At 52.0% G+C, this 22,305-nt stretch carries 23 protein-coding genes; 4 read left to right on the forward strand and 19 right to left on the reverse strand.

The features are described from left to right. Window positions 1-32: 32 nt before the first annotated feature. The 3 genes from tyrS to secA2 all read right to left on the reverse strand — a co-directional run bounded on the left by tyrS (window position 33) and on the right by secA2 (window position 4,590). Window positions 33-1,295, reverse strand: coding sequence for a tyrosine--tRNA ligase (gene tyrS / locus AC0YNW_RS19440; RefSeq protein ID WP_475833360.1), 1,263 nt, complete (start codon window positions 1,293-1,295; stop codon window positions 33-35). A 407-nt stretch (window positions 1,296-1,702) separates the two neighbouring features. Further along, window positions 1,703-2,227, reverse strand: a complete 525-nt coding sequence (locus tag AC0YNW_RS19445) for a mycothiol transferase (protein ID WP_475833361.1) — start codon at window positions 2,225-2,227, stop codon at window positions 1,703-1,705. Window positions 2,228-2,298: 71 nt separating this feature from the next. Continuing rightward, window positions 2,299-4,590, reverse strand: coding sequence for an accessory Sec system translocase SecA2 (gene secA2, locus AC0YNW_RS19450; protein ID WP_475833362.1), 2,292 nt, complete (start codon window positions 4,588-4,590; stop codon window positions 2,299-2,301). 464 nt (window positions 4,591-5,054) lie between these two features. Between secA2 and AC0YNW_RS19455 the strand changes: the two genes are divergently transcribed. Beyond that, window positions 5,055-5,483, forward strand: a complete 429-nt coding sequence (locus AC0YNW_RS19455; RefSeq protein ID WP_475833363.1) for an SRPBCC family protein — start codon at window positions 5,055-5,057, stop codon at window positions 5,481-5,483. Window positions 5,484-5,555: 72 nt separating this feature from the next. Here the strand turns inward: AC0YNW_RS19455 and ahpF are convergent, their stop codons facing one another. Then, a complete protein-coding gene (gene ahpF / locus AC0YNW_RS19460) occupies window positions 5,556-7,085 on the reverse strand; it encodes an alkyl hydroperoxide reductase subunit F (RefSeq protein ID WP_475833364.1) in 1,530 nt (509 codons plus the stop codon). Window positions 7,086-7,097: 12 nt separating this feature from the next. After that, complete coding sequence (gene ahpC / locus AC0YNW_RS19465; RefSeq protein WP_119799024.1) at window positions 7,098-7,661, reverse strand: alkyl hydroperoxide reductase subunit C; 564 nt, start codon at window positions 7,659-7,661, stop codon at window positions 7,098-7,100. 353 nt (window positions 7,662-8,014) lie between these two features. Between ahpC and AC0YNW_RS19470 the strand changes: the two genes are divergently transcribed. Then, window positions 8,015-8,377, forward strand: coding sequence for a c-type cytochrome (locus AC0YNW_RS19470; RefSeq protein WP_475833365.1), 363 nt, complete (start codon window positions 8,015-8,017; stop codon window positions 8,375-8,377). 53 nt (window positions 8,378-8,430) lie between these two features. Here the strand turns inward: AC0YNW_RS19470 and AC0YNW_RS19475 are convergent, their stop codons facing one another. The 9 genes from AC0YNW_RS19475 to AC0YNW_RS19515 form a co-directional block, all read right to left on the reverse strand. Beyond that, window positions 8,431-9,018, reverse strand: a complete 588-nt coding sequence (locus AC0YNW_RS19475; protein ID WP_475833366.1) for a LuxR C-terminal-related transcriptional regulator — start codon at window positions 9,016-9,018, stop codon at window positions 8,431-8,433. Between the two features lie 31 nt (window positions 9,019-9,049). Beyond that, window positions 9,050-9,904: a sensor histidine kinase gene (locus tag AC0YNW_RS19480; protein WP_475833367.1), complete on the reverse strand. Its 855-nt coding sequence runs from the start codon at window positions 9,902-9,904 to the stop codon at window positions 9,050-9,052. Window positions 9,905-9,940: 36 nt separating this feature from the next. Then, on the reverse strand, window positions 9,941-10,462 hold the full coding sequence (locus AC0YNW_RS19485) for a redoxin domain-containing protein (protein ID WP_475833368.1): 522 nt from the start codon (window positions 10,460-10,462) through the stop codon (window positions 9,941-9,943). Window positions 10,463-10,464: 2 nt separating this feature from the next. After that, on the reverse strand, window positions 10,465-11,205 hold the full coding sequence (locus tag AC0YNW_RS19490) for an ABC transporter ATP-binding protein (protein WP_475833369.1): 741 nt from the start codon (window positions 11,203-11,205) through the stop codon (window positions 10,465-10,467). Then, entirely contained in the window at window positions 11,198-12,019 is an 822-nt protein-coding gene (locus AC0YNW_RS19495; protein ID WP_475833370.1) for an ABC transporter permease, read from the reverse strand. Before AC0YNW_RS19495 ends, AC0YNW_RS19490 begins: the two co-directional genes overlap by 8 nt. After that, a complete protein-coding gene (locus AC0YNW_RS19500) occupies window positions 12,016-12,624 on the reverse strand; it encodes a nitrous oxide reductase accessory protein NosL (RefSeq protein WP_475833371.1) in 609 nt (202 codons plus the stop codon). Before AC0YNW_RS19500 ends, AC0YNW_RS19495 begins: the two co-directional genes overlap by 4 nt. Continuing rightward, window positions 12,621-13,937 (reverse strand): right-handed parallel beta-helix repeat-containing protein, encoded by a 1,317-nt coding sequence (locus AC0YNW_RS19505; RefSeq protein WP_475833372.1) that lies wholly within the window; start codon window positions 13,935-13,937, stop codon window positions 12,621-12,623. Before AC0YNW_RS19505 ends, AC0YNW_RS19500 begins: the two co-directional genes overlap by 4 nt. Then, entirely contained in the window at window positions 13,934-14,308 is a 375-nt protein-coding gene (locus AC0YNW_RS19510; RefSeq protein ID WP_475833373.1) for a hypothetical protein, read from the reverse strand. Before AC0YNW_RS19510 ends, AC0YNW_RS19505 begins: the two co-directional genes overlap by 4 nt. Before the next feature lie 246 nt (window positions 14,309-14,554). Next, window positions 14,555-16,951 (reverse strand): glycoside hydrolase family 9 protein, encoded by a 2,397-nt coding sequence (locus AC0YNW_RS19515; RefSeq protein WP_475833374.1) that lies wholly within the window; start codon window positions 16,949-16,951, stop codon window positions 14,555-14,557. Between the two features lie 428 nt (window positions 16,952-17,379). Here AC0YNW_RS19515 and AC0YNW_RS19520 point away from each other — a divergent pair, with 428 nt between their 5' ends. Beyond that, window positions 17,380-17,826 (forward strand): MarR family winged helix-turn-helix transcriptional regulator, encoded by a 447-nt coding sequence (locus tag AC0YNW_RS19520; protein ID WP_475833375.1) that lies wholly within the window; start codon window positions 17,380-17,382, stop codon window positions 17,824-17,826. Between the two features lie 74 nt (window positions 17,827-17,900). Beyond that, window positions 17,901-18,716: an SDR family oxidoreductase gene (locus tag AC0YNW_RS19525; RefSeq protein WP_475833376.1), complete on the forward strand. Its 816-nt coding sequence runs from the start codon at window positions 17,901-17,903 to the stop codon at window positions 18,714-18,716. A gap of 4 nt (window positions 18,717-18,720) precedes the next feature. Here the strand turns inward: AC0YNW_RS19525 and AC0YNW_RS19530 are convergent, their stop codons facing one another. The 5 genes from AC0YNW_RS19530 to AC0YNW_RS19550 form a co-directional block, all read right to left on the reverse strand. Continuing rightward, window positions 18,721-19,062, reverse strand: coding sequence for a DUF1801 domain-containing protein (locus tag AC0YNW_RS19530; protein WP_475833377.1), 342 nt, complete (start codon window positions 19,060-19,062; stop codon window positions 18,721-18,723). Window positions 19,063-19,079: 17 nt separating this feature from the next. Next, complete coding sequence (locus AC0YNW_RS19535) at window positions 19,080-19,511, reverse strand: YciI family protein (RefSeq protein WP_475833378.1); 432 nt, start codon at window positions 19,509-19,511, stop codon at window positions 19,080-19,082. Beyond that, window positions 19,511-20,797 (reverse strand): RNA polymerase sigma factor, encoded by a 1,287-nt coding sequence (locus tag AC0YNW_RS19540; RefSeq protein ID WP_475833379.1) that lies wholly within the window; start codon window positions 20,795-20,797, stop codon window positions 19,511-19,513. Before AC0YNW_RS19540 ends, AC0YNW_RS19535 begins: the two co-directional genes overlap by 1 nt. After that, complete coding sequence (locus tag AC0YNW_RS19545) at window positions 20,794-21,228, reverse strand: YciI family protein (RefSeq protein WP_475833380.1); 435 nt, start codon at window positions 21,226-21,228, stop codon at window positions 20,794-20,796. Before AC0YNW_RS19545 ends, AC0YNW_RS19540 begins: the two co-directional genes overlap by 4 nt. A 198-nt stretch (window positions 21,229-21,426) precedes the next feature. Then, on the reverse strand, window positions 21,427-22,233 hold the full coding sequence (locus AC0YNW_RS19550; RefSeq protein ID WP_475833381.1) for an alpha/beta fold hydrolase: 807 nt from the start codon (window positions 22,231-22,233) through the stop codon (window positions 21,427-21,429). Window positions 22,234-22,305 lie beyond the last annotated feature (72 nt).

Consider the following 22,305-nt stretch of genomic DNA (forward strand, 5'->3'; position numbering starts at 1 on the left):
CACAATGGAAGGGCAGCTTCTCGTTATAGGGTCTATTGAGATAACTTGACCAGGCTGTAGTTCTTTTTGCCTTTGCGGATAATGATGAACCGGCCGCCAATCGCTTGGCTTGCGGTTATTTCCAGCTCCAAGTCGCTTATTTTCTCTCCGTTCATGGAGATAGCGCCTTTCGTAATATCCTCACGCGCTTGCCGTCTGGAAGGCTCGATGCCCAGATCAACCAGCCACTCCACGATATTTTTGGACTCCGGCGAAGCCTCGTAGGTCGGCATATCCTTGAAGCCTTGCTCGATTTCGTCCGCCGTAAGTGACTTGATATCGCCGCTGAACAATGCGGCTGTAATCCGCTTAGCTTGCTCAAGCAGCTCCTCGCCATGAACGAATCTCGTCATTTCCTCGGCCAGCGTCTTTTGCGCTTCGCGCTTGTGAGGCTCCGATTCTACCTTTGCCGCCAGCGCGTCGATCTCTTCTTTGGACAAGAATGTGAAGTATTTCAAGTATTTGACGACGTCGCGGTCGTCGGTGTTGGTCCAGAACTGGTAGAATTCGAACGGCGTCGTCTTGTTCGGGTCCAGCCAGATCGCTCCGCCCGCTGTTTTGCCGAATTTCGTGCCGTCCGCCTTCAGCATCAGCGGAATCGTAAGTCCGAACGCTTTCGCCTCAGAGCCTTCTTTTCTGCGAATGAGATCAAGTCCGCTTGTAATGTTGCCCCACTGATCGGAGCCGCCGATTTGAAGCTGCACGTCTTCATTCTGGTACAGATGCAGGTAATCGATCGACTGCAGAATCTGGTAGGAGAACTCGGTAAAGGAGATGCCGCTGTCCAGCCTGCTTGACACAACATCCTTTGCCAGCATCGAATTGATGCTGAAGTTTTTACCGTAGTCGCGCAGGAACTCAATGATGTTGATTTTATGCGTCCAGTCGTAGTTGTTCACCATGCGAATCTGATTGTCGCCGTCTGTGATGAACAGTTTTTTCAACTGGGCGGACAGCGCCTCGACATTAGCCTGGACTTGCTCTAGCGTTTGCAGGGAGCGTTCTGTCTGGCGTCCGCTTGGATCGCCGATGGTGCCTGTTGCGCCGCCGATCAGAATAACCGGACGATGGCCTGCCAATTGGAATCTCTTAAGCACCATAAACGGAATCAAGTGGCCGATATGCATACTGTCCCCAGTCGGGTCCACGCCGCAATACAAGGAAACGGCCTTCTGGTTCGTCAATTCGCGGAGCCCTTCGGCATCCGTCTGCTGGTTAATGGCGTCGCGCCATTCGAGTTCGTCGATAATGTTCACAGCGATACACTCCTTCAATAATGGTTTATCCTAATACGATGCATGAATCCGCGTTGAAAAACAAAAAAATCGCCCCTTGTCTATTGTAGACATAGGGACGATTGAATAACCGTGTTACCACCCAGATTGCACCAATGGGTCAGTGCGCCTAGCGCACGCCATAGATACCGCTCTTGGCGAGTTATCGTTCGCCATACCGCTCGGCATTACCCGAGATACTCCAGAGTGTAATTCGCAAGGCTTCCTGTGTACCGGGTTCCATCACCCCCCGGCTTTCTAGAACAGGGAAGAAGCTGCTACTGGGCTCTTTCAACATATATCGCATATAAGATTAAGAGTTAGTATAGTGAAATCATGATGCAATGTCAACTACGGGTGAAAATGATTTTTACAGGGGCGGTCCAGCCTCACACTCGTCCGGCTTGATACCATTTTCTAAGCAGATTAATGTGAGCCTGATGATACCGGCTATGGTCGGCGATATGCCACAATCCCCAGCGGATAGTTGCGCGCTTTTCATTCTCATAGCCAAAGGGAACAACGCGATTCAGGTCTGAATCCTTCAAATGCCCACACACCTCATGCAGCAGATGCATGACATGATCGTACTCAGTTATCAAGGTATTCAGCGGAACGCCACAGATCATCGGAAGCCTGTTATTCGCGTCAATCATAGGTCCGTATTGATCCACTAATGTCTGCGGCAGCGGCTGCTCTTTGATCCGGTATACCCAGTTCAAATCCACATAGTGAAGATGCCGGATGAGCTGTGCGGTGCTGTTCGAGCTGCTGTCCGGTCCTCTGTAATCCGCTTCATCCTGCGACATGCCGTCCGTTATGCCTTTCAGCCGATCATGGTTTTCTCTGACTGCGGAGTAGAGCATCCCTACAATGGGCGACATGGTAGAGTCGCCTTGCAAATCACGAACCATTCGCGAAACCCTCCTTCTGCTTTCAACGTTTAAACTCACTCCACCACGATGCCTATTGCCTACCGCAAAAGTTACCACAAGCTGGCTCGGTTCGAGAAGAAGCTGTCATTCACCATATACGTCCAGGTCGCCGATGGCACCTTCATCTCATCACATTCTATATGGAGTTCGCTGCTCTCAAGATCTGCCTTCCTAAACACACCTGCAACCCCCTGGTTGATCCGCTCCTCTATCTCTTCAAAAGACTCAATAATCAGCTCATGATAGACGTCCAGCGGATTGCGATTGCCCAAGCTCTCCAGGTGGATGCTCTCTTTCAGATTCGTCACATATTCAAGATGATTCGACCAGTTGCGGTCCAATTGCACCAGCCAGGCCTTTTTCTCCGTCGCTTCTACTATACCTGGATTAAATCTGGCGCAGAGCTTCTCGTACAATAGCGGCTCCTTTGCCTTCAACACATGAGGCTGGCTGCGATTGAACAAAACATTCGCCCGCCCCGCATACAACTGGCTTCGCTGCTGCTCGATCATATCCGCATACTTGCTGAGCGTCTTGCGAAGTTCGTAATTTTGCCCCTCGACGACAAACTGAATATGCTCGATCAACCGTCGAAGCTTCCGCCCCAATAAAGGAGCGTCACCATTCCCGTCTACCTTCATATCGAGCAGCTTATCGCGCAGCCCATAGGTCACAAGCAGGTCATCCTCCAGGCTCACGATAAATTGAGATGAGCCGGGATCTCCTTGCCTTCCCGCCCGGCCTCGCAGTTGGTTGTCAATCCGCAAGCTCTCATGGAGGCTTGTCCCGATCACATACAGCCCGCCTAATCGGGCTACTTGCTTATACGCCTCTTCATCTCCGCGGCCAAGCACAATGTCGACGCCTCTTCCGGCCATATTCGTAGAGACTGTCACAGCTCCCAGTTCCCCAGCCTTGGCAATGATCTCTGCTTCGCTCCGGTCATGCTCCGCATTAAGCACCCGGCAAGGGATACCCCGGCTCTGCAGCTCCGTTCCCAAACGATTGGATTCCTCCACACTCGCCGTTCCCACTAGAACTGGACGCCCAATCTGATGCGAAGAGCTGATCTCATTCAGAATCGCTTTCCACTTGGCCTCTTTGGTGCAGTAGATCGCTGTAGGCTCATCCTGGCGGCGACATGGCTTGTTCGTAGGAATCGCTACGACCTCCAGACTGTAAAAGTCGCAAAACTCCTCCGAGGAGGACTCTGCAGTCGCCGTCATGCCGCTTATCCTCTCGTATATGCTTAAGTAATGCTGCAGGGTCATAGAAGCCAATATTCGGCCTGACGACTGATTGCACAAGCCCTCCTTAGCCTCCACTGCCGCTTGCAAGCCATCCGGCCATTGCCTGTTGTCTGCGATCCGTCCTGTAAACTCGTCAATGAGCTCAATCTTCCCATTCCGCACAAGATACTGAATACCCTTCTTTAACAACGCTTCTGCATGTAGACACTGATGGAGACACATCAATCGCTCAGCGTTCTCAAGATCATACAAATTGCCGCAACCAAGCAATTGCTCGGCTTTCGCCGCTCCCGCTTCCGTCAAATGCACGTTGCGCCTATACTCGTCCGTGCCATAATCGATGCCCTCTGCCAGCTGCCTGGCGATTCGAGGCATCTCGTCGCGCTTAAGCTCCGCTTCCTCCCTGGCTCCAGCAAGAACAAGCGGAATTCTCGCTTCGTCGATCAAGATCGAATCCGCTTCATCCACCAATACAACATGCTGGCTGCGCTGTACACGATGATTCACATCATAGACGAGCGAATCCTTCAAATAATCGAAGCAAGCTCCTCTGGCTGTCACATAGGTCACATCGGCTTCATACGCTCGCTTCCGCTCCTGCAAAGCTTGCCCCTCCTGAATGCAACCAACCGTAAAACCCAAAAAACGATACACCGGCCCCATCCATTCCATATCCCGCTTCGCCAAATAATCATTGAACGTAAAGATATGGACACCTCTGCCCGACAAAGCATGCATATAAGCAGGCAGGACCGCTGCCAATGTCTTGCCTTCACCGGTTTGCATCTGGGCCAGCTTGCCTTCTTGCAGCACCAGGCCGGCGACAAGCTGCGTGTCATACAACCTCACGCCTATCGTACGCGACACAGCCTCATTCACCAGCGCGCCCGCATCGACAAGCAGCTCTCGGAGCGGAGTCCCGCTGCTGACTTTCTCCTTTTGCAGCCGGGCATAATGGCGCAGCTCCTCATCGCTCCAGCGTCGCATATCGACCGACTTGATCTCTTTTACAATCTCCTTATAATTTCTAAGCCTTCGATCGTTAAATGGCTTGCTTAACCGTTCATAGATCTTCGTATGAAAAATATCCATACGCGCCTCCCTTCATGTGTGCACAAGCAGCGGGCTACAAGGAAGAAAAGGCGGCTTTATTCGGCTCCTTAAACGTTTGGAGTCTGGGCAATATCCGTTCGGTCTCACAGCTTAGCAAGGAATAGCTCTGAACATAATGATTGGCGACCAGCCGGGGCATGGTCCCGGTCCGTTGATGCGTTAGCTTTAATAGAAACCGACTGCCATGGTGGAATATCAAAATACAGAGGGGCGGCCGTTCAAGGTTTGTTAGAGCATCCAGCATGCCAAGACAAAACAAAAAGACCGCATACATCCCATAAGCCAATATGTTTCTCAGCTCCGCCCCTCCTGTCCGTACAAAAATAGAAGATTATCCAATTATATCATTTCGCCCCATGTTACGGATAGCAAGATGTAAGAAATGCAGAGCTTCTCTTGCTGCTATACTGTTTATAAGACCAGTTAAGAAGGGAATGGTAGAGATGGCTGATATCGAGCACCTGCAGATTGTCAAAGCATCCGCAGCAGACGTATACTTCGCGCTGACGACCGCGAGAGGTTTGTCCGAGGTGTGGACGAATGAACTAACGGTTCATGAGCAAATCGGAGCCGTTAACGAATTTCAATTCGGGTCCAATGATCTGACCAAAATGCAAATCGTCGAGCTGAATCCGGGAGAGCGGATCGAATGGCTATGCGTGGAATCGGACCCTCAGTGGGTAGGGACCTCCATAACGTTCGAGCTTGAAGAAAAGAAAGGAAAGACGACTGTTACCTTCCGTCATAAGGATTGGAAAGAAGTAACCAACTTCTACCGTTTCTGCAACTATAACTGGGCGATGTTCCTCTATAGCCTGAAGCTGTATTGCGAAGAAGGCCAAGGGATGCCTTATCAAAGACGCAAGTTTTAACGCGAAGTGCATTCCCATGAAAAAAAGCCGTCCGTCTGTCGATAGGACAGCTGGACGGCTCTATGATGACCGTTAATTGCGAATCAGATAATCAAACGCGCCCAAGGCAGCATTTGCGCCAGATCCCATGGAGATGATGATCTGCTTGTACGGACTGTTCGTGCAGTCGCCAGCAGCGAATACGCCCGGCAGGCTTGTCGCGCCGTGATTGTTCACGACAATCTCGCCCATGCGGGTACGCTCGACAGCGTCGCCCAGCCAATCCGTATTCGGCACAAGGCCGATCTGTACGAATACACCCTGCAGTTCAACATGCTTCTCCGCGCCTGTGTCGCGTTCAATATAAGTTACACCGTTCAACCTGTCGGTTCCGGTAAATTCCTTTGTTTGAACGTTCTTCAGGATCGTTACGTTAGGCAAGCTGTACAGACGATCTTGCAGCACGCCGTCCGCCTTCAGCTCCGCATTGAATTCCAGAACTGTCACATGACTGACGATACCAGCTAGATCAATTGCAGCTTCGATACCGGAGTTGCCGCCGCCGATCACCGCAACATGCTTGCCTGCGAACAGCGGGCCGTCGCAGTGCGGGCAATAAGCCACGCCTTTATTCTTGAACTCTTCCTCACCCGGCACGCCGACATTGCGCCAGCGAGCGCCTGTGGACAGGATAACGGTTTTGCTCTTCAGAACAGCCCCGTTTTCGAGTTCAAGCTCAATGTAGTCGCGCTTCTCCAGACGTTTGGCACGCTGCAGCTTCATGACGTCTACATTGTATTCTTTGACATGCTCTTCAAGGCTTGCCGCCAGCTTCGGTCCTTCGGTGTATTTCACGCTAATGAAGTTCTCGATGCCGACGGTATCCATCACTTGACCGCCGAAGCGCTCAGCTACGATACCTGTACGAATACCTTTGCGAGCGGCATAAATCGCCGCGCTTGCGCCAGCAGGGCCGCCGCCAACAACGAGCACATCGAAAGGCTCTTTGTTATCGAATTCGGATGCATCGGGAGCTTCCACAATTTTAGCCAGAATCTCCTCGATGGACATACGTCCGCTGCCGAAAAACTCGCCGTTCAGGAATACGGAAGGAACAGCCATGACATCTCTGCTCTCTGCCTCTTCCTTGAATACCGCGCCGTCAATCATCGTATGCGAGATGCCCGAATTAAGAATGCTCATCAGGTTAAGCGCCTGTACAACGTCAGGACAATTGTGACAGCTCAGGCTAATGAACGATTCAAACGTGTATTCGCCCTTAATGCCTTTGATTTGATCAATTACGCTTTGGTCGACCTTCGGGGCTCTGCCGCTTACTTGCAGCAAAGCCAGGACGAAGGAAGTGAATTCATGTCCCAGCGGGATACCAGCAAAAACGACACCTGTATCTTCACCAACACGGTTCACGCTGAAGCTAGGCGTTCTAGCCAGTTCAACCTTCTCGACCGTAATTCTGGATGTCATGCCGACGAGTTCATCCATAAGCTCCAGCATGTCCTTGGACACGGGATCGGATGCCGCGCTGACCTTGATCAGCACATCGCCTTCCATAAGCTGAAGGTATTGGTTTAATTGTGCCTTAATATCTCCGTCTAATACCATAGGAACAGCTCCTTAGATTTTGCCTACCAGGTCAAGGCTAGGCTTCAGCGTCGAACCGCCTTCTTGCCATTTTGCAGGGCATACTTCACCTGGGTTGTTGCGTACGTATTGAGCCGCTTTGATTTTGCTTACCAGCGTGCTTGCGTCACGGCCGATGCCGCCAGCGTTGATCTCAACCGTTTGGATAACGCCGTCTGGATCGATGATGAATGTACCGCGGTCAGCCAGACCGTCAGCTTCGATCAGAACGTCAAAGTTACGGGAGATCGTGTGCGACGGGTCGCCGATCATGATGTATGTGATTTTGCCGATTGTCTCGGAGCTGTCATGCCAAGCTTTATGAGTGAAGTGAGTATCTGTCGATACGGAGTACACTTCAACGCCAAGAGACTTCAATGTCTCGTATTGATCTTGAAGGTCGCCCAGCTCAGTCGGACATACAAATGTAAAATCAGCAGGGTAGAAGCATACTACGCTCCATTTGCCTTTGAAGTTAGCTTCGGATACATCGATGAATTGACCATTGTGGTATGCGGATGCTTTAAACGGTAGTACTTCTGTTCCAATAAGAGACATGTTATTTCCTCCTGAGAATGGTTTATTGTTTGTAATGATTATAAACTAATATTAATTACTAGCGGACAACTTGTCAAGTGTTTTGCAGTCTTCGACATAAAATGTTGATGAGACATTTTCTATCGTTTTTATTCCTATCCACCAAAAGTCTATCCTTACCAAAACTATCTACTATTATACACAATGATGAGAATGATTGCCTATGATGCCATCGTTCCGTGCTTCTTCGTTCATCTTATTGACATAATTGGATGCGAAGTTGCTACAATGCGCCTCACCCTAACTCTTTTGAGCTATGGAAAGGCTCTCTTCACACTTGCTAAGATAAATAAAAAAAGGCAAGGAGGATGAACATGTCTAAATGGATCATGGCCGGATTAACCGGAATTGCTGGGTTGTTAGCCATCCTGCTGCTTGCGACGCAATTGCCCGAAAAAACACATGAAGTGAGTAACAGCGCAGCTTTCACCGTTCCTGACAGATCTATTGACGCTGAAGCCGCTCAGCAAATTTACCAAAGCATGTGTATTTCATGTCATGGTACGGAGCTGCAAGGACAAATTGGACCAGCTCTTGCGCATGTTGGATCCAAGCTGAACAAAGAGCAATTGTACAAAATGATCGTTAGCGGACGCGGCGGTATGCCTGCATTCGAAGGGCGGCTGTCCGAGGATGAGATCATAACCATGACAACCTGGCTGGCGTCTCTTCAATAAATAAAAGGCTGTCCCATCGCCTGGACAGCCTAGTTTCTGTGTAGTCATGATAGCTACCGCCTTCCCATCCAGCCTTGCTCATAGGCATACCTCGCAAGCTGAACTCTGTTCTCCAGATGCAGCTTTTGCAAAATGTTTTTGAGATGATTTTTGACCGTGTGCTCCGAGATATCCAGTTGGACCGAAATGTCTTTATTACTCAGCCCTTTGGCCACCAATCCCAATATTTCCTGTTCACGGCTCGTTAAAGGACTGACATAATACTCGTCGACCCCGACAGGCGACATCTCCTTCAGTATTCTAAAGGCAAGCTCGCGTGTCATAGGCGCCTCGTCAACGGCAATGGCCTTCAAATATTCATGCCAAGCCTGCGGGTTCAAGTTTTTCAACAGATAACCCTGCGCCCCTTTCTTTAAAGCGTCAAACAAATGGACGATATCATCCGATACTGTCACCATGACGACCTTCAAATAAGGATAACGCTCTTTCAGCTGCTTAGTTGCTTCCAGTCCGCCCATTCCCGGCATCTGGATATCCATCAAGATCAAATCAGGCATCCATCTTTCACTTAGATCAAGCGCTTCCTCCCCGCTGCAGCCCTCTGCCACGATCTCAAAGGCGGGATCGCTCTCCAGGATCATGCGTATTCCTTCTCTGGCAACTGCACTGTCATCAATGACCATCACTTGGAACTTTTTTATGGCCGCCTCCCCCTTTCTGAATCACAACCGCCGTCTCCCCCGGGCAGCTGCTAATGTCCAGTTGCCATGCCATCGCCCTGGCACGATCACGCATCATTTTCAATCCGTATCGACCGGCTTTCTCCACATCCTCCGGGAGAAATCCCTTCCCGTCATCCGTTATTCCGCAGCGCCATCCTGTATCCGTCGGAATAGCCTTTATCTGCACTTGCGCCGCTCTTGCATGCTTGTGAATGTTAAGCAGCGCCTCCCGGAGGATAGCCAGCAGCTCCACCTTTTCTTTGGAGGTTAGCCCCTGTTCCGGTATGGACCAAGCGGTGTCGAACCGCAAATCAGTCTCGCGGCGCAGCTCATTCATGAGGCTGTCCACTGATTGCAGCCACGGAATCGCGTTCATGCTGGGTGCATGCCGCAAATTGGCTATAGCCTGCCTCACGTAATCATTGGTCCGATGCACGCTTTCTTTTAGCTTCTGCCAGGAGGGGCTTTCTGTTAGCTTCATCGTTTCCATCCTGCCCATCTGCGCATTCAAGAAAAACAGGGATTGCGCGATACCGTCATGCAGCTCGCGCGCAAGCTTCTCCCTCTCCTCCAACGCGGCTTGAACAGACTTGGCACGGTTCAGTTCCGCCTGGCTCTGCTCGATCATGCGAAACAATTGAGTCAAAAACAACAGCGAAACAAGCAATACCATTACAGGCGCAAGCCAGTTGCCCAGCTCCATCGAAATATAGGGCAGCAAAAATTCATGGCGCACGTACTCCCAGATGCCAATGGTCAAGGTGGGAATGGTCAGAATAAGCCATTTGATTCCTTTGTATGTCATGTCCAATTCTCATCTCCTTGAGCGCATGCTTCGCTCCTATCCTTCCTTAATCCGATTCATCAGCCCCATAATATCCGCCATATCCGTCAGCTCGCCTTGATGTCTCTCCAGCACGGTGCCGTCCGGTGCGATAAGTATCGTTAGCGGCAATCCGATAATTTTATAAGATGACTTAAGCTTCATCTCCGGATCCAGCGCAATAGGGAACTGGAGCTCATACCGCTCAACAAACTTCTGAGCGGCTGCCGCATCTTCTCCGACATTGACAGCCAGCATCTGAACGCCAGACAGCTTATAGGCCTCGTTCAACAGAGGCAGTTCATTCACACATGGGTTGCACCAAGACGCCCAAAAATTGATCATAATGCCTTGACCCTTGTAATCCGACAATTCTACCGTCTTGCCTTCCAGATTAACTAATTGGAACGCTGGCGCCTCGTGACCCGGCAAAGCAACTCCGGGAGTGTCTGACTTTACGGATACCCAAGCATATACCGCTCCTGCGGCTAATATAAGCAGCACGACATACTGAACCCATGCCCTGCGAAAAACGTTCATTACTACACCCCGCTTCCATGTGCAGAAGATAAGCCGAATAATTGCCCGAATGCCTCATGCAGGCCAGCTTCGCCATACGCGGCGCGAATATCCTCCCTGCGTCCGTCCAATAGGATATGTCCGTCCCGCAAAAACACAATCCGGTCCGCCAACGCCTCGGCAATCTGCAGCTGATGCGTCGAGAACAAGATCGTCTGACCGCGGGCTGACGCCTCCCGAACCAACCGGACGAACGACTCCATCCAGTATGGGTCAAGTCCGTTCGTCGGTTCATCCATCATCATAAGCGGAGGCTCAGCCAGCATGGCTTGGGCGAATAATACGCGTTGGCGCATGCCCTTGGAGAAAGAGGCGACCGGCTTGCTCCCCGTATCCGACAGACCGACCAAGTCCAGGGCATCCGCCGCGCTTTTCTTGCCCAGACCACGCAACTTGGCCCAGAATATCATCGTATCCATTGCAGTCAGCCCCGGAGTAAAGCGATAATCATCCGGCATAAAGCCAATCTGGCGGGCATACCGCCGTCTGTCGTCCCCCCAGCGTAAGCCATTCACGGTTATAGTCCCTGATGTAGGACGCATAATTCCTGCCAGCATGCGCAGCAGAGTGCTCTTGCCCGCACCATTGCCGCCGCACAAAGCGACCGATTCGCCGCGCGAGATGCTCAGTTGGAGCTCCTCTATGACAGTTTTGCCCTTAAAAGCCTTGTGCACCTTTTCCATATGAACAAAGGTCTCAGACACGCCCTCTCCTCCTTTCCCACACCACATACGCAGCCCCCAGCGTAATCCCGATCCAGGCAAAAGCGCCTGCCGCGAATACTGGCGTACCCCAGGAAGAGCCTATCCATGCCATCCAGTCGTAATACTCGGGACCGAGGGTGGAGCCTCCCCCCAGCTTCACAACGGTGAACAAACGGGTCAATTCCGCCGGATTCAAAAAAGTCAGGGCGACGACGGACGGTTTGATCCACATATATGGCATCATTCCCAGCGCCGCAATAAGGAGAGACGGCCAGGCGATGATGGCAAAAAACCAGACGCCCACCGAAATCGTAAGCGCCTGCCACCGATTGCGCGCTAACGTGCCGACCATCATGGAGATGCCGAGAAAAAACAGCGACAGCATAACCGAAAAAAAGAGCAGACGGACATACGTGAATGTATCCCACCCTCCGCCTAGCAGCCAGCCAGCGACACCCGAGATGCCAAAGCCCATCGCGACAACAGCCAGCATAACCGCAGCAAGCCCGATATACTTGCCGATCAGGAATGCTCCTGTCCCTAGCGGATAGGTCGACAATAGCTCCCAGTTGCCTTCCTCCTTCTCGCCCGTTAAGGAGAACGAACCAAGCATAAGCGCCATCAATGGCAACAGGTAGAGCGCCAAATTCAGCATCGTGCCGCTCATGCCGGAATAGCCTTTCACATATCCTTGCGAGTGAATCAATAGCAAGCTAAGCATAAATAGTGCAAAAAGGGCCGTAAAGGAATAGGCCCATGGATTGCGAAAACCGATTTTCATTTCTCTAGCTGCTACATAGGCCGTCTCCGTCACGACGCATGTCCTCCGTCCTCATGACCACTCTCGTTGGAAGTATGGCCGTCAGAACTATCCGTATGGCCATGTCCGCCTTCATGATCGGCGTCTTCCGCGCCGTCATGACCGTGACCATGCATATCTCCCATATCCATCATGTCGCGGTTAACCTCCCATGAATGACTGGACAGTTCTTCGGCTGTCATCAGCGTACCCGCCCCTTGCTCGGCGATGTAAGCTTCCGCATCCGCTTTCTTCTCAAAGGATACGACCCCGTATGCCATTGGCGTTTTGTAATTGGCGTCGTAAGCGTAATAAGCCTTTTCATAACGAAGCCATTGCTTGCTGTTATAATCGCGAACAAACTCTGCTCCGATCGTATCCGTGCCGTTTTCTGTCTTCCATTGATTCAGGCAGCCGATATCGTCAAACTTGAGTGATTGCCCATCCTTAGTTACGATTTGCGTAGCATATTGATCGTCCTTTATAGCCATCTTGCAAATGGCGCATACATCCGTTTCTTCATTAATCGCCTGAGGCTCATACTTCTCCCCGCCGCAAGCGGCAAGCAGCAAAAGCATGGCGGCCAAACCTACCAATAAAAATCCCATTCTCTTTTTCATACTTTTTGTCTCCTCATTCTATAAAATAGCGCACATGAACCGAGCAGCAGTCCTAATCCGATCATGCCGGAAGCCGGGCGGCCTGCGCTTTGCTCATCGATCCCAGAGGGCGGAACCATAAGCGGCGCACCATCATAGGACCAATTGGCCCGATTTGTCTGAAAAAGCTCCTCAAGGAATACCATGCCAGGCGACTGGAAAAACAGCTGAAATGGCGCTCGTTTTTGCGTTAAGCTCTGGAAAAAAGGATTGATCGCATAAGTCAGATCGCTATAACCGTCTCCATCCGCATCTACGCCTCGGAAGCTGTCCCAATAATTCCCCGTCAAGTCATTGTCATGGCTGTCCCGCGCTTGCGCGTCCGAGACGTTGCCCAGAAACATATGATTGGAGAAGGAATTTCCGGAAGAGCTGATTAATTGCAGGCCGATAAAGTTGTAGGACACCCGGTTCCGCTCCAGCCGATTGCCAGTCGATTGCTCCACATAAAAGCCTACCCGGTTGCCCTCCACGATATTGTCGGTAAACACAGAATCATGAGCATCGTAAAGTAAAATGCCCTGTGAATTCACATTTTCGCTTTGCTTGGAAAAACGGTTGTCGCGAACTTCAACCCGGCGGGCCGTCATCACCATTGCACCCGTTACATTCAGCTTGCCTTCATTGCGTTCAATCACGGTTCCCTCGGTATACATGCAGTGAACCCCGTACCGGGAACGCTCGATCAGGTTGCCGGATACAACGCCATCATCGCTGTTCTCCATATAAATTCCATCATGCACATCCGATATGCGGTTATCGGTCATCCTCCAGCGATGGGCATTGTACAGATCAATACCGTTGCCCTTGCTAGCCGTTCGCACTCCATCTACAGCCCATTCGATTGTCGTGCGGGCAATCTCCCCGTCGTCCGCATCACGCACCGCGATGCCGTCTGCTCCCGTTCGGATGTACAACCCATCAAGCTGGGTGCCGCTCCCTGCAACCCATATAGTCGGCTCTTGCTTGAGCGCTTCATCTTCGATGCGCAGCCCCTCGACTCTAACGCCGCTAGACTCGATGCGCAGTGCAGATTGCTCGGTGACATTGCGCAGTATAACCTCGCCTGCCTGTGCGGCCTTCACCGTAAGCGGCTTATTAATCGTAACAGCCCCTTCGTATATCCCCGGCTCGAGCTCAATCGTCTCGCCGGGATCAGCCGCGTCTACGATAGACTGCAAGTTCACGGCTTCGGCATGAACATTCCCGGGAAGCATCCACAGCGGGACAGCTGCCAGGATCAGAATGCTCCACCTGAAGAAAGACGGGATCATTTGACCTCCACCCATACCTTCTCTGTCAAATGAATATCATCGACATAAAGATGAATATATACCGTCTGAATGCCCTTCTTAGGGAAGGTGAACGAACCCGTAAATACGCCTCCGCCTTCATTAACAGCATCTACTAGTACAGGCTTCGCTTCCGTTCGGAAGTCAAACGTGACGTTTGCTTCATCCGATACCGTCATGCCCGTGAACGTGGCGCGAAGCGCTGCCGGGCTGCCAGCTGTGATCACCTCCGGCGTCGACGTCAGCTTGGCTTCAACATTCTCCAGATCGACAGGCTGCTCGCTTGAGCAACCGACGAGAGCTATAACAAAGACGCAAAAGATCATGATTAGCTTCAATTTCACTTTCCTCATACCCTCACCACCTTGGCCTATCTGTTGCAACAATCCGATTGTAGCAATAAGGGCCCTCCGCTTCCTATGACTCTTTCGAGTCATTCTTGGCTGGAAGTTCGACAGCTTTGTGACTCCTTGCATTGGCGCTAAGCTTGCGCATACAATCCCCATATAGAAAAAAGCCCCTGGACGGAATAGAACCTTCGCCCGCCGGGGCTTACATGATGATAGATACTTTTTATGGAGCAGCTTTAAGCCACTCCCTTACTTTTGCTTGTCATAGGCGTAGAGATCCGCCACAAGAGTCATCCACTTGCCCGCCAGTCCGACCCATACTTCCTTATAAGTCGCGCTGTTCATCTGCGGCCAATAAGGGACATCCTCATTCTCGAAGGTTTGAATGCCTACCGGAAGTTCGCCGACCATCTCGCCGCTCAAGACGGTATATTGCTGGGCAAAGTTATAGCCCTCTCCGTACATGAGCGATTGGTTGAACGGGTTTTTGCCCACGATCCAGTGCAATTGCTCCTCCGCAATCTGGATGAGCTTCTGATCATTCAACAGAAGACCCGCCAGCGCCGCAGCCTTCCCTGTGGATAATACGATCGCGTTGTTGCCCTTGAAGGAGAACCAGACAGGGAATCGCTTCAAGTAATACTCATCATTCAAGCGGACAGCCTGCTGAAGCTGCTCGCCATATTGCTCCTTGGCTTGGTCGCCGACAAGCAAGTGCTGGACGTCGAAGCTAGCTTGATCCTTATGCTCGTCGATATGATAGATGCCGCTTGCGATCATCGGATAAGGAGCTGTATAGGCTGTCAGGAACTTGATATAGGAGCCGTATCGCTCCACTGCGCCCATCCAGCTTGCAAGCTTCTCATGATCCGGCTGCGTGCCGATGATTTCACTCAAGGCCATTAAATAAAGATGCTCTCTCGCCTGGTGGTTAAAATGCATGGCTACTTTTTTCTCCGGATTGCGATAGAAGAAGCCCGACACAACCTCGCCCGCACCGGTACGGATACCTTCCGTCTCTTGGGATGCCATGACATCGTCCAGGTAACGCTCGGCCTTGCGGGCATACTCCTCTTCGCCAGTCAAGCTGAATAGCAAGGAGGCCGCCCATGAAGCGGTAGCCAGGAACAAGCTCTCTGATGTCATATAGGTATGCTCCCAGAAAATCGGGAGGCGGCAGAAGCCGTCCTTTTCGAACTCTTCGACGGCATAGTGGAAGTCCTGCACGGCAACCTGCGCCAGCTTATCCTTCAGAATATTGCCTTCCTCCATCAGCATGGAGATTTTCGCTTCGATACCGGCACAGATGAAGTTCTCATACGGGTTGTTGTGGACACGGGCATACATATCGTCCATGTTGCCGATTATACCGTCTGACCAGATGCGAATGCCGGCGCTTGTCGCGCGATAACCGTCGCCGAATCTGGTCTTCAGCAGGAAGTCAACGCCCCATTCCCCTTCTTCTACTAACCGCAAATAGAGAGGCAGGTTATGATCCTTCACCTGCTCCGCCATCTCGTAAAGCGACAACGCCACCTCAGCCGTCTGCACCAGCTGCTGGGAGACATCTCCGGCATCATGCCAGCCGCCGTTGAAGATGATCATTCCTCCGTTATGCGTCGCCGTAATATCTTCATGACAAGATCCGTGAATACCATGAATCGGGCAGCCGCAGCGCTCGCAATAGATGAAGTTGAGCGACTTCCAGATGGAATCCTCCCAACGATCCACGCTATAGCCGATTCGGAACGGCTTCGAGATCAAATCGCCAATCCGAAGGATATAGGTTCCCTCTTCCGCAAGCGGAGTAAAGTCGGCAATGGAGAAGGAGCCGATCGTCGTCTCTGTCCCCTGTACCTGACCGCTGAACTTCTCCTCACCCGTCTCCAGCAGCATGACGCTGAACGAAGCCTCGCGCTTGCCTGCGATCAAAACGGTCTTGGCATGCTCGGGATGATAGCCGTTATGCGAGAAGATGACATCCTTATGGCGCGGCTGCCAGCCCTTGGAGATGTTGGGATACTCCACCTTCTCCAGATAGACGTTTTTAATGGAATATTTTACGGCATCCCCGGTTGCCCGGTCTTTGCCGTACATATCGTATTTGAAGCTCAGCTCGGTAATTTCATCCCTTGGCAGGTCAGGAATTTCCATCGAGCACTGATTCCACTCTTTATTTTTCAAATTGATTACGTTAAAGCCTTCGCGGTAATACATATCCGGGATTTTGATCTTGCCGTCATTGCGAATGGCTACCTTGATATGTGGATTCGCCATGCCGCTGCAATCCGGGTAGATCTCGAAGGAGATGCGATTGTAGCCCTCCCAGTTCTCATGATCAAAGGAGCGGTATGTCGCTACTAGCCCATACGTGCTATAGTCGCCATCGCTAGGAGAGCCTTCCGGCCAATGATCCATCAGGTTCGCAGAGGTCAGCTCCAGCATGCCGCCTTCCACGAGACGGGATTCGCCGTCGCCTCTATGCTTCCACTGGTCGGCGCCATGCGCTGGGTCCAAGATGACGACGCGGTCCAGCACCTTCTTGTTCAGGCTGTCCGCTTCAAGCGATGCCCTCTCGTCAATCTTGAGCGGCTTATGAATGATATTCGATAATGCGATTTCCTTCTCCAGCTGTTTGGATGCCACTTTCCATTCCCCCTGACACTCGGATGTCTATTTGGTAACGTTACCAAATTTCAATGTTAGAACTGATGCCTACTTAATTGGAGCATAACAAACGCTTGTGTTTGTGTCAATGATAACAGCATATCGTCCCATAACATCTGGATTCTTTCGTGATAATTGGAAAAAACAGCCCTTGGTGATGTAATCACAGTACTTCCTAGTAGATTTTCACTTGTTTACGCAATCACGCATGAATGAATTCATTCAGATAGATATTTGGTACTGTTACCAAATTAAAAATAATGGCTCTCTCGTTCTATTATACAGCTTACTTTGACCATGAAGACCAACGTTTATTCTCCTTAATCCAGCATTGACAACAGGCTTCCTATCGCAGTACAGTAATGGTAGTTAAGCGCTTAACCAAAATGAAATGTGGAGGTCTTCGCTTGAAGGAGCTGCAGCAGTACGTCATCGATTTGCCTTTGCATAATCAAGTCTTCTTTGCGCTCGTGGAGGCAACGGCTCAACTTGTCGATGTATCCGAATCGTATTGGCAGGCACAAGGGGTAAACGGGGCCCGCATACGAATACTGGTGGAGCTGATGAAGGACGGAGGCACCTTGCTTCCTTCGAAGCTAGCCCAAAAAATCGGGGTGACGAAAGCCAATATCAGCTTGCTGCTCGGCCCACTCGAGAAGGATAAGCTGATTCGGCGTGAGCCGCATCCCAAGGATGGGCGCAAATCGGTCATATCAATTACAGAGCAGGGACAAAGCTTGTTGCTAAAGCATCTGCCCCACAATCGGGAGCGGATTGCCGATAGAATGAGCGTGCTGGATGAAACTGAATTAAGACAGCTGCACGCCTTGTTGCAAAAGCTGAAAAGAGCCTAGCTCTTTTTTGCTCATTTAGTTAAGCGATTAACTAATACGAAACCTATATTCCTATAAAGAAAGGTTGATTCCTAATGTCGATTGTGATCACCGGGGCGAGCGGGAAGCTCGGACGCCTTGTCATTCAGCAGCTGTTAAAGCACGTTCCCCCAGCGGAGCTAGTAGCTTGCATTCGCAACATGGAGCACAAACATGACTTCGAACGGCTGGGCGTTGCCGTCCGCTACTGCGACTATGATCAGCCTGATACACTAAAGCAAGCATTCCTCGGCTCCACACGCCTGCTGTTCATCTCCAGCCCGCATCATGATGATGACATACGTTTGCTCCAGCATACGAGGGTAATTGAAGCCGCACAGCAAGCTGGCGCAGGTCATCTGCTCTATACGAGCTTTGCTTTTCCCGAGGACGGCACCATTTCCTTGACCCGGCTGCATGCAGCCACAGAAAGGGCCTTGCGATCCTCCGGCATTCCGTATACGATATTCCGCCACGCGTTATATACCGATTTCGTTGAAATCCTTGATCTGCAATCGGCAATGGCGACAGGCGTGCTGCGGGTCCAACCCGGAGATTGGCGCTTTAACTCCGTCACTCGGCTTGACCTTTCAGCTGCAATTGCCATGACTCTGGCCAGTCCCGGCCACGAAAATCACACGTATGAATTGACTGCGCCGAAAGCATGGACCTTCGAGGAGCTGGCTGCCGCTCTGTCCGAGCTTGGGGGCAAGCAGGTCTCAGTCGTACAAGACGCTGAGCTGCAGCATTGGATGTTCAGCTTCCTCCGCAGCATCAACACATCCTCCACGACTGGAGATTTGGAGCAGCTGATGAATCGTCCTGCAACTACGCTGAAGGAAAGCATACGACAATTTGCCTTGCCATCCTAAATCGTTAGATGGACGAGGAAGCTTGCGCAAGCCATGCAGTGAGCTGGCTCGCTTCAATGGCATCCCCCTTGCGGAACTTTCGCGTCTTGCGCTCAGCAGGACCGTCCCACTCGCCTTCAGGAAGCTCAAGCCCGGTTGCATGGAAGATGGTGAAGCTGACAGCATCCTTGGATGTCGAGATCACGGCGGCGTACTTTCCGTTTTTCAGAAAATGCGGCTTCTTATACTGCAGACGCTCCTGCGCTTCCGGTATCGCTTGATAGACAACGCTGCGCAGCTCTACGCTCAGCTCCTGCTGCCATGCTTCTTTCAGTCCGTCGATAAAATCCTTGATCTCTTGATTCATAAATACTCTCTCCTTCGTTATGGATGTAATAGACTTAACTGATCTTGCAGATCGGCCTTCATAGCCTGTGCTCTCGCATCTAGCGCGCAAGCCGTTCTGGATGCCAGCCTGCGAACTTCAATCACCTGTTCACCTTGTCCCGGGGGGAGCGGCATGCGAAGCACCCACTTCAAAGCCTCTTCCTCTGTGTCCACGTCAATGACCGTATAACCTGCCATCCATTCCTGCTCCCGCGAAAAAGGGCCCGCTTGCATAGCCGGCGCTCCGCCGCCCGGCGGGAACACAACTCGCAATCCGCTTGAGCTTTGCAGAAGCTCTTCGGCAGACTGGAGAACGCCTGCATCCTGCAGGTTTTTCAAGAATGCGTCTTTCGCTGCGGAATGCTCCCTACCGTTCCGTATCCCCGCCTCAAAATAACCTGTTGCTTTGACCATGACCATAAATCGCATCAATCAACACCGCCTTTACTCCGTGCTTGGCATTTCTGCTTGCATTCAGCTGCCCGCTCCGACAGCAGCATCCGCTCCCGCTCGTTCCTCGTCATGCCCGCTGCGCGCTCAAATTCCACAATGGCTTCCTCATATCGTTCCAGCTTCATCAGTAAATCGCCGCGCACGCTTGGCAGCAGATGATACCCATTTAGCAGGGGTTCGTCATGCAGCGCATCGACGATCTGAAGTCCGAATGCAGGACCAAAAGCCATGGACACGGCAACCGCGCGATTCAACTCCACAATCGGCGAATACGAGATTCTCGACAGCGCTTCATACAGAGCCGCTATTCGGACCCAATTCGTATCCTCTACTGATGCTGCCTCTGCATGGCAGGCGGCAATCGCTGCCTGGAGGGAGTACGGCCCCAGCGTACGGCCGAGCCCCCGGCTGCGCTCCAGCGCCGCAAGCCCGCGGCGGATAAGCAGACGATCCCACAGGGAGCGATTCTGATCCTTGAGAAGCACAGGCTCTCCACCCTCGCCTACCCTTGTCTTCAAGCGTGAGGACTGGATCTCCATAAGTGCAACCAGCCCGTGCACCTCCGGCTCATCCTGGGCGATCGCGGCCAGGATGCGTCCCAGCCTTAACGCTTCCTGACAGAGAAGAGGCCGTATCCAATTCTCTCCCGAAGTAGCGGAATAACCTTCGTTGAACATGAGATAGATGACTTCCAGCACAGTGGAGAGCCGCTCCTTCAGCTCCTCTCCCTCAGGCACCTCGAACGGAACCCCCTTGGCGTTCAGCGTCCGCTTGGCTCGTACAATGCGCTGGGCGATAGTCGCTTCGGCAATCAGATAAGAACGGGCGATTTCATCCGTCGACAGCCCGCAAAGCAATCGAAGCGTCAGCGCGACACGAGCCTCCGGCGATAATACCGGATGGCAGGTGAGGAAGATCAGACGCAGGAGATCGTCGCCGATCTCCCCGTCTATCGCCCCGTTAATATCCGCCTCTGTGTACAAGCTTGCATGACGGGCAAGCTCCTCGTACTTCCGCGCGCCAACCTTGTTCCTGCGCAGCAAATCGATAGCGCGCCGCTTGGCTGTCGTCATCAGCCAGGCGCCCGGGCGATCCGGGATGCCGCTCTCCGGCCATCGTTCAAGCGCAATGACCAGAGCATCCTGCGCCAAGTCCTCCGCCAGTCCGACATCGCGCACCATGCGGGTAAGGCCTGCAATCAGCTTAGGCGATTCCATGCGCCAGATTGCGTCAATGGTGCGATGGGCTGATGCGCGGCTCACGCTTTCCTCTGCTGCTCCACTTGCTTCCGAAGCGCCGCTTCATTCGCCAATGTGCCAGGGTCCTCCATCAAGTCCTCGACATCGAATACTTGCCTCAGCTCAATCTCGCCTTGTCCGAATCCATGCGGGTCCGGCATCCGCAGTGCCCACTCGATCGCTTCTTCCCGCGACTTGACCTCGATGAGCGTGTACCCCGCAATTAATTCCTTCGCTTCGGTAAAAGGACCGTCAATCACCTTCGGCTTCCCGCCCGGTTCCGGGTAGGAGATCCGAATGCCGTTCGAACTAGGCTGCAAGCCGTCTGCCGCAAGCAGCACCCCCGCTTTGACCAATTCCTCGTTGTACTTCTGCATGGCGTCAATGAGCTCCTGGCTAGGCATTGCACCGGCTTCCGAATCCGAAGTGGCTTTTACAATCATCATAAATCTCATCTCTCTATTCCTCCCATAGGGTTGATCAGCATTGCGATTCCAGTCCATAGAGACCGTTATTTCTCAATGCTTCTATCTACACGACGAATCATGATCGGCTAAATCGACAAACTCGCAAACCTTTTTCTATATCAACTATGTTACTATTTTTTACAGCCGCTGTATGCAACCTTCTATACCGGATGATCAGCATATTACTTATGCTAGAAAAAAGGCCTCCAGCTCTGAAGCAATCATGGCTGCGTTCAGCTTTTTCGTATGGCCTAGCCCTTTCTTGCTGACAAGTCTCGCATTCGGGAGAACGGCGGCCGTCGCTTGAGCGCCGCGGCGCAGAGAAGCCGGGCTTTCCGTCCCCTCCAGCACCAGCGTTGGCATTGCAACCCCTTGCCACATCACAGGAGACAGCGACTTGCCCTCCATATGCCCATCCAGCAATGCCGCATCATACGGCAGCGTGTGGGCCAGTCCCGTTAGCGTTGACCATACGCCCGGCATCAAGCGCATCAGACCGACGACGAACGCAGGTGCTCCCATCCCTTTGGTCATAAAATAGCGGACCGCCTCCGCCTGCTTACCAGCGGCAACCAGCTCCGTCACCTGTCTGGAAAACCCCTCAGGAACGATCCTGTCGGACTTATCAACCACAAATGGCGGCTCGTGCAAAACCAGCTTCTTCATCTGCACGCCTCTGACAGCAGCCTGCATACAGAGAACAGCTCCGGAGGACAATCCCCACACATAGGCCGATCCGCCTGCCTCTTGAATCATAGCCTCCAAATCTTCGATTTCTCTCTCTATCGCATAGGGCTTCGCATCTCCGCTATCGCCTCGGCCCCTCCGATCAAAGTTGTATACGGTGAATTGCTCCGACAACAGAGCTGCAAGCTTCGCCACATCAGCGAACTTGCGATAGCCGAATGCTCCCGATACCAGAATGAGCGCAGGGCCCTTTCCTGTTTGGTCATAGGCGATTCTGGTTCCGTCCTTCGAAATTGCGTATTGCATGCGCATTCCTCCTGAATATAAACTGGCTTCTATGTACACGACGAATGAAAAACGAATAAATCGACACGATGA

Source organism: Paenibacillus sp. J31R120 (genome assembly GCF_056269225.1).

Coding starts and splice junctions, on each gene's coding strand:
- AC0YNW_RS19445 (WP_475833361.1), bottom strand. CDS start 2,227: ATGGTTCGTGATTTGCAAGGCGACTCTACCATGTCGCCCATTGTAGGG.
- secA2 (WP_475833362.1), bottom strand. CDS start 4,590: ATGGATATTTTTCATACGAAGATCTATGAACGGTTAAGCAAGCCATTT.
- AC0YNW_RS19455 (WP_475833363.1), top strand. CDS start 5,055: ATGGCTGATATCGAGCACCTGCAGATTGTCAAAGCATCCGCAGCAGAC.
- ahpF (WP_475833364.1), bottom strand. CDS start 7,085: ATGGTATTAGACGGAGATATTAAGGCACAATTAAACCAATACCTTCAG.
- ahpC (WP_119799024.1), bottom strand. CDS start 7,661: ATGTCTCTTATTGGAACAGAAGTACTACCGTTTAAAGCATCCGCATAC.
- AC0YNW_RS19470 (WP_475833365.1), top strand. CDS start 8,015: ATGTCTAAATGGATCATGGCCGGATTAACCGGAATTGCTGGGTTGTTA.
- AC0YNW_RS19475 (WP_475833366.1), bottom strand. CDS start 9,018: ATGATCCTGGAGAGCGATCCCGCCTTTGAGATCGTGGCAGAGGGCTGC.
- AC0YNW_RS19480 (WP_475833367.1), bottom strand. CDS start 9,904: ATGACATACAAAGGAATCAAATGGCTTATTCTGACCATTCCCACCTTG.
- AC0YNW_RS19485 (WP_475833368.1), bottom strand. CDS start 10,462: ATGAACGTTTTTCGCAGGGCATGGGTTCAGTATGTCGTGCTGCTTATA.
- AC0YNW_RS19500 (WP_475833371.1), bottom strand. CDS start 12,624: ATGAAAAAGAGAATGGGATTTTTATTGGTAGGTTTGGCCGCCATGCTT.
- AC0YNW_RS19505 (WP_475833372.1), bottom strand. CDS start 13,937: ATGATCCCGTCTTTCTTCAGGTGGAGCATTCTGATCCTGGCAGCTGTC.
- AC0YNW_RS19510 (WP_475833373.1), bottom strand. CDS start 14,308: ATGAGGAAAGTGAAATTGAAGCTAATCATGATCTTTTGCGTCTTTGTT.
- AC0YNW_RS19525 (WP_475833376.1), top strand. CDS start 17,901: ATGTCGATTGTGATCACCGGGGCGAGCGGGAAGCTCGGACGCCTTGTC.
- AC0YNW_RS19530 (WP_475833377.1), bottom strand. CDS start 19,062: ATGAATCAAGAGATCAAGGATTTTATCGACGGACTGAAAGAAGCATGG.
- AC0YNW_RS19535 (WP_475833378.1), bottom strand. CDS start 19,511: ATGCGATTTATGGTCATGGTCAAAGCAACAGGTTATTTTGAGGCGGGG.
- AC0YNW_RS19545 (WP_475833380.1), bottom strand. CDS start 21,228: ATGAGATTTATGATGATTGTAAAAGCCACTTCGGATTCGGAAGCCGGT.
- AC0YNW_RS19550 (WP_475833381.1), bottom strand. CDS start 22,233: ATGCAATACGCAATTTCGAAGGACGGAACCAGAATCGCCTATGACCAA.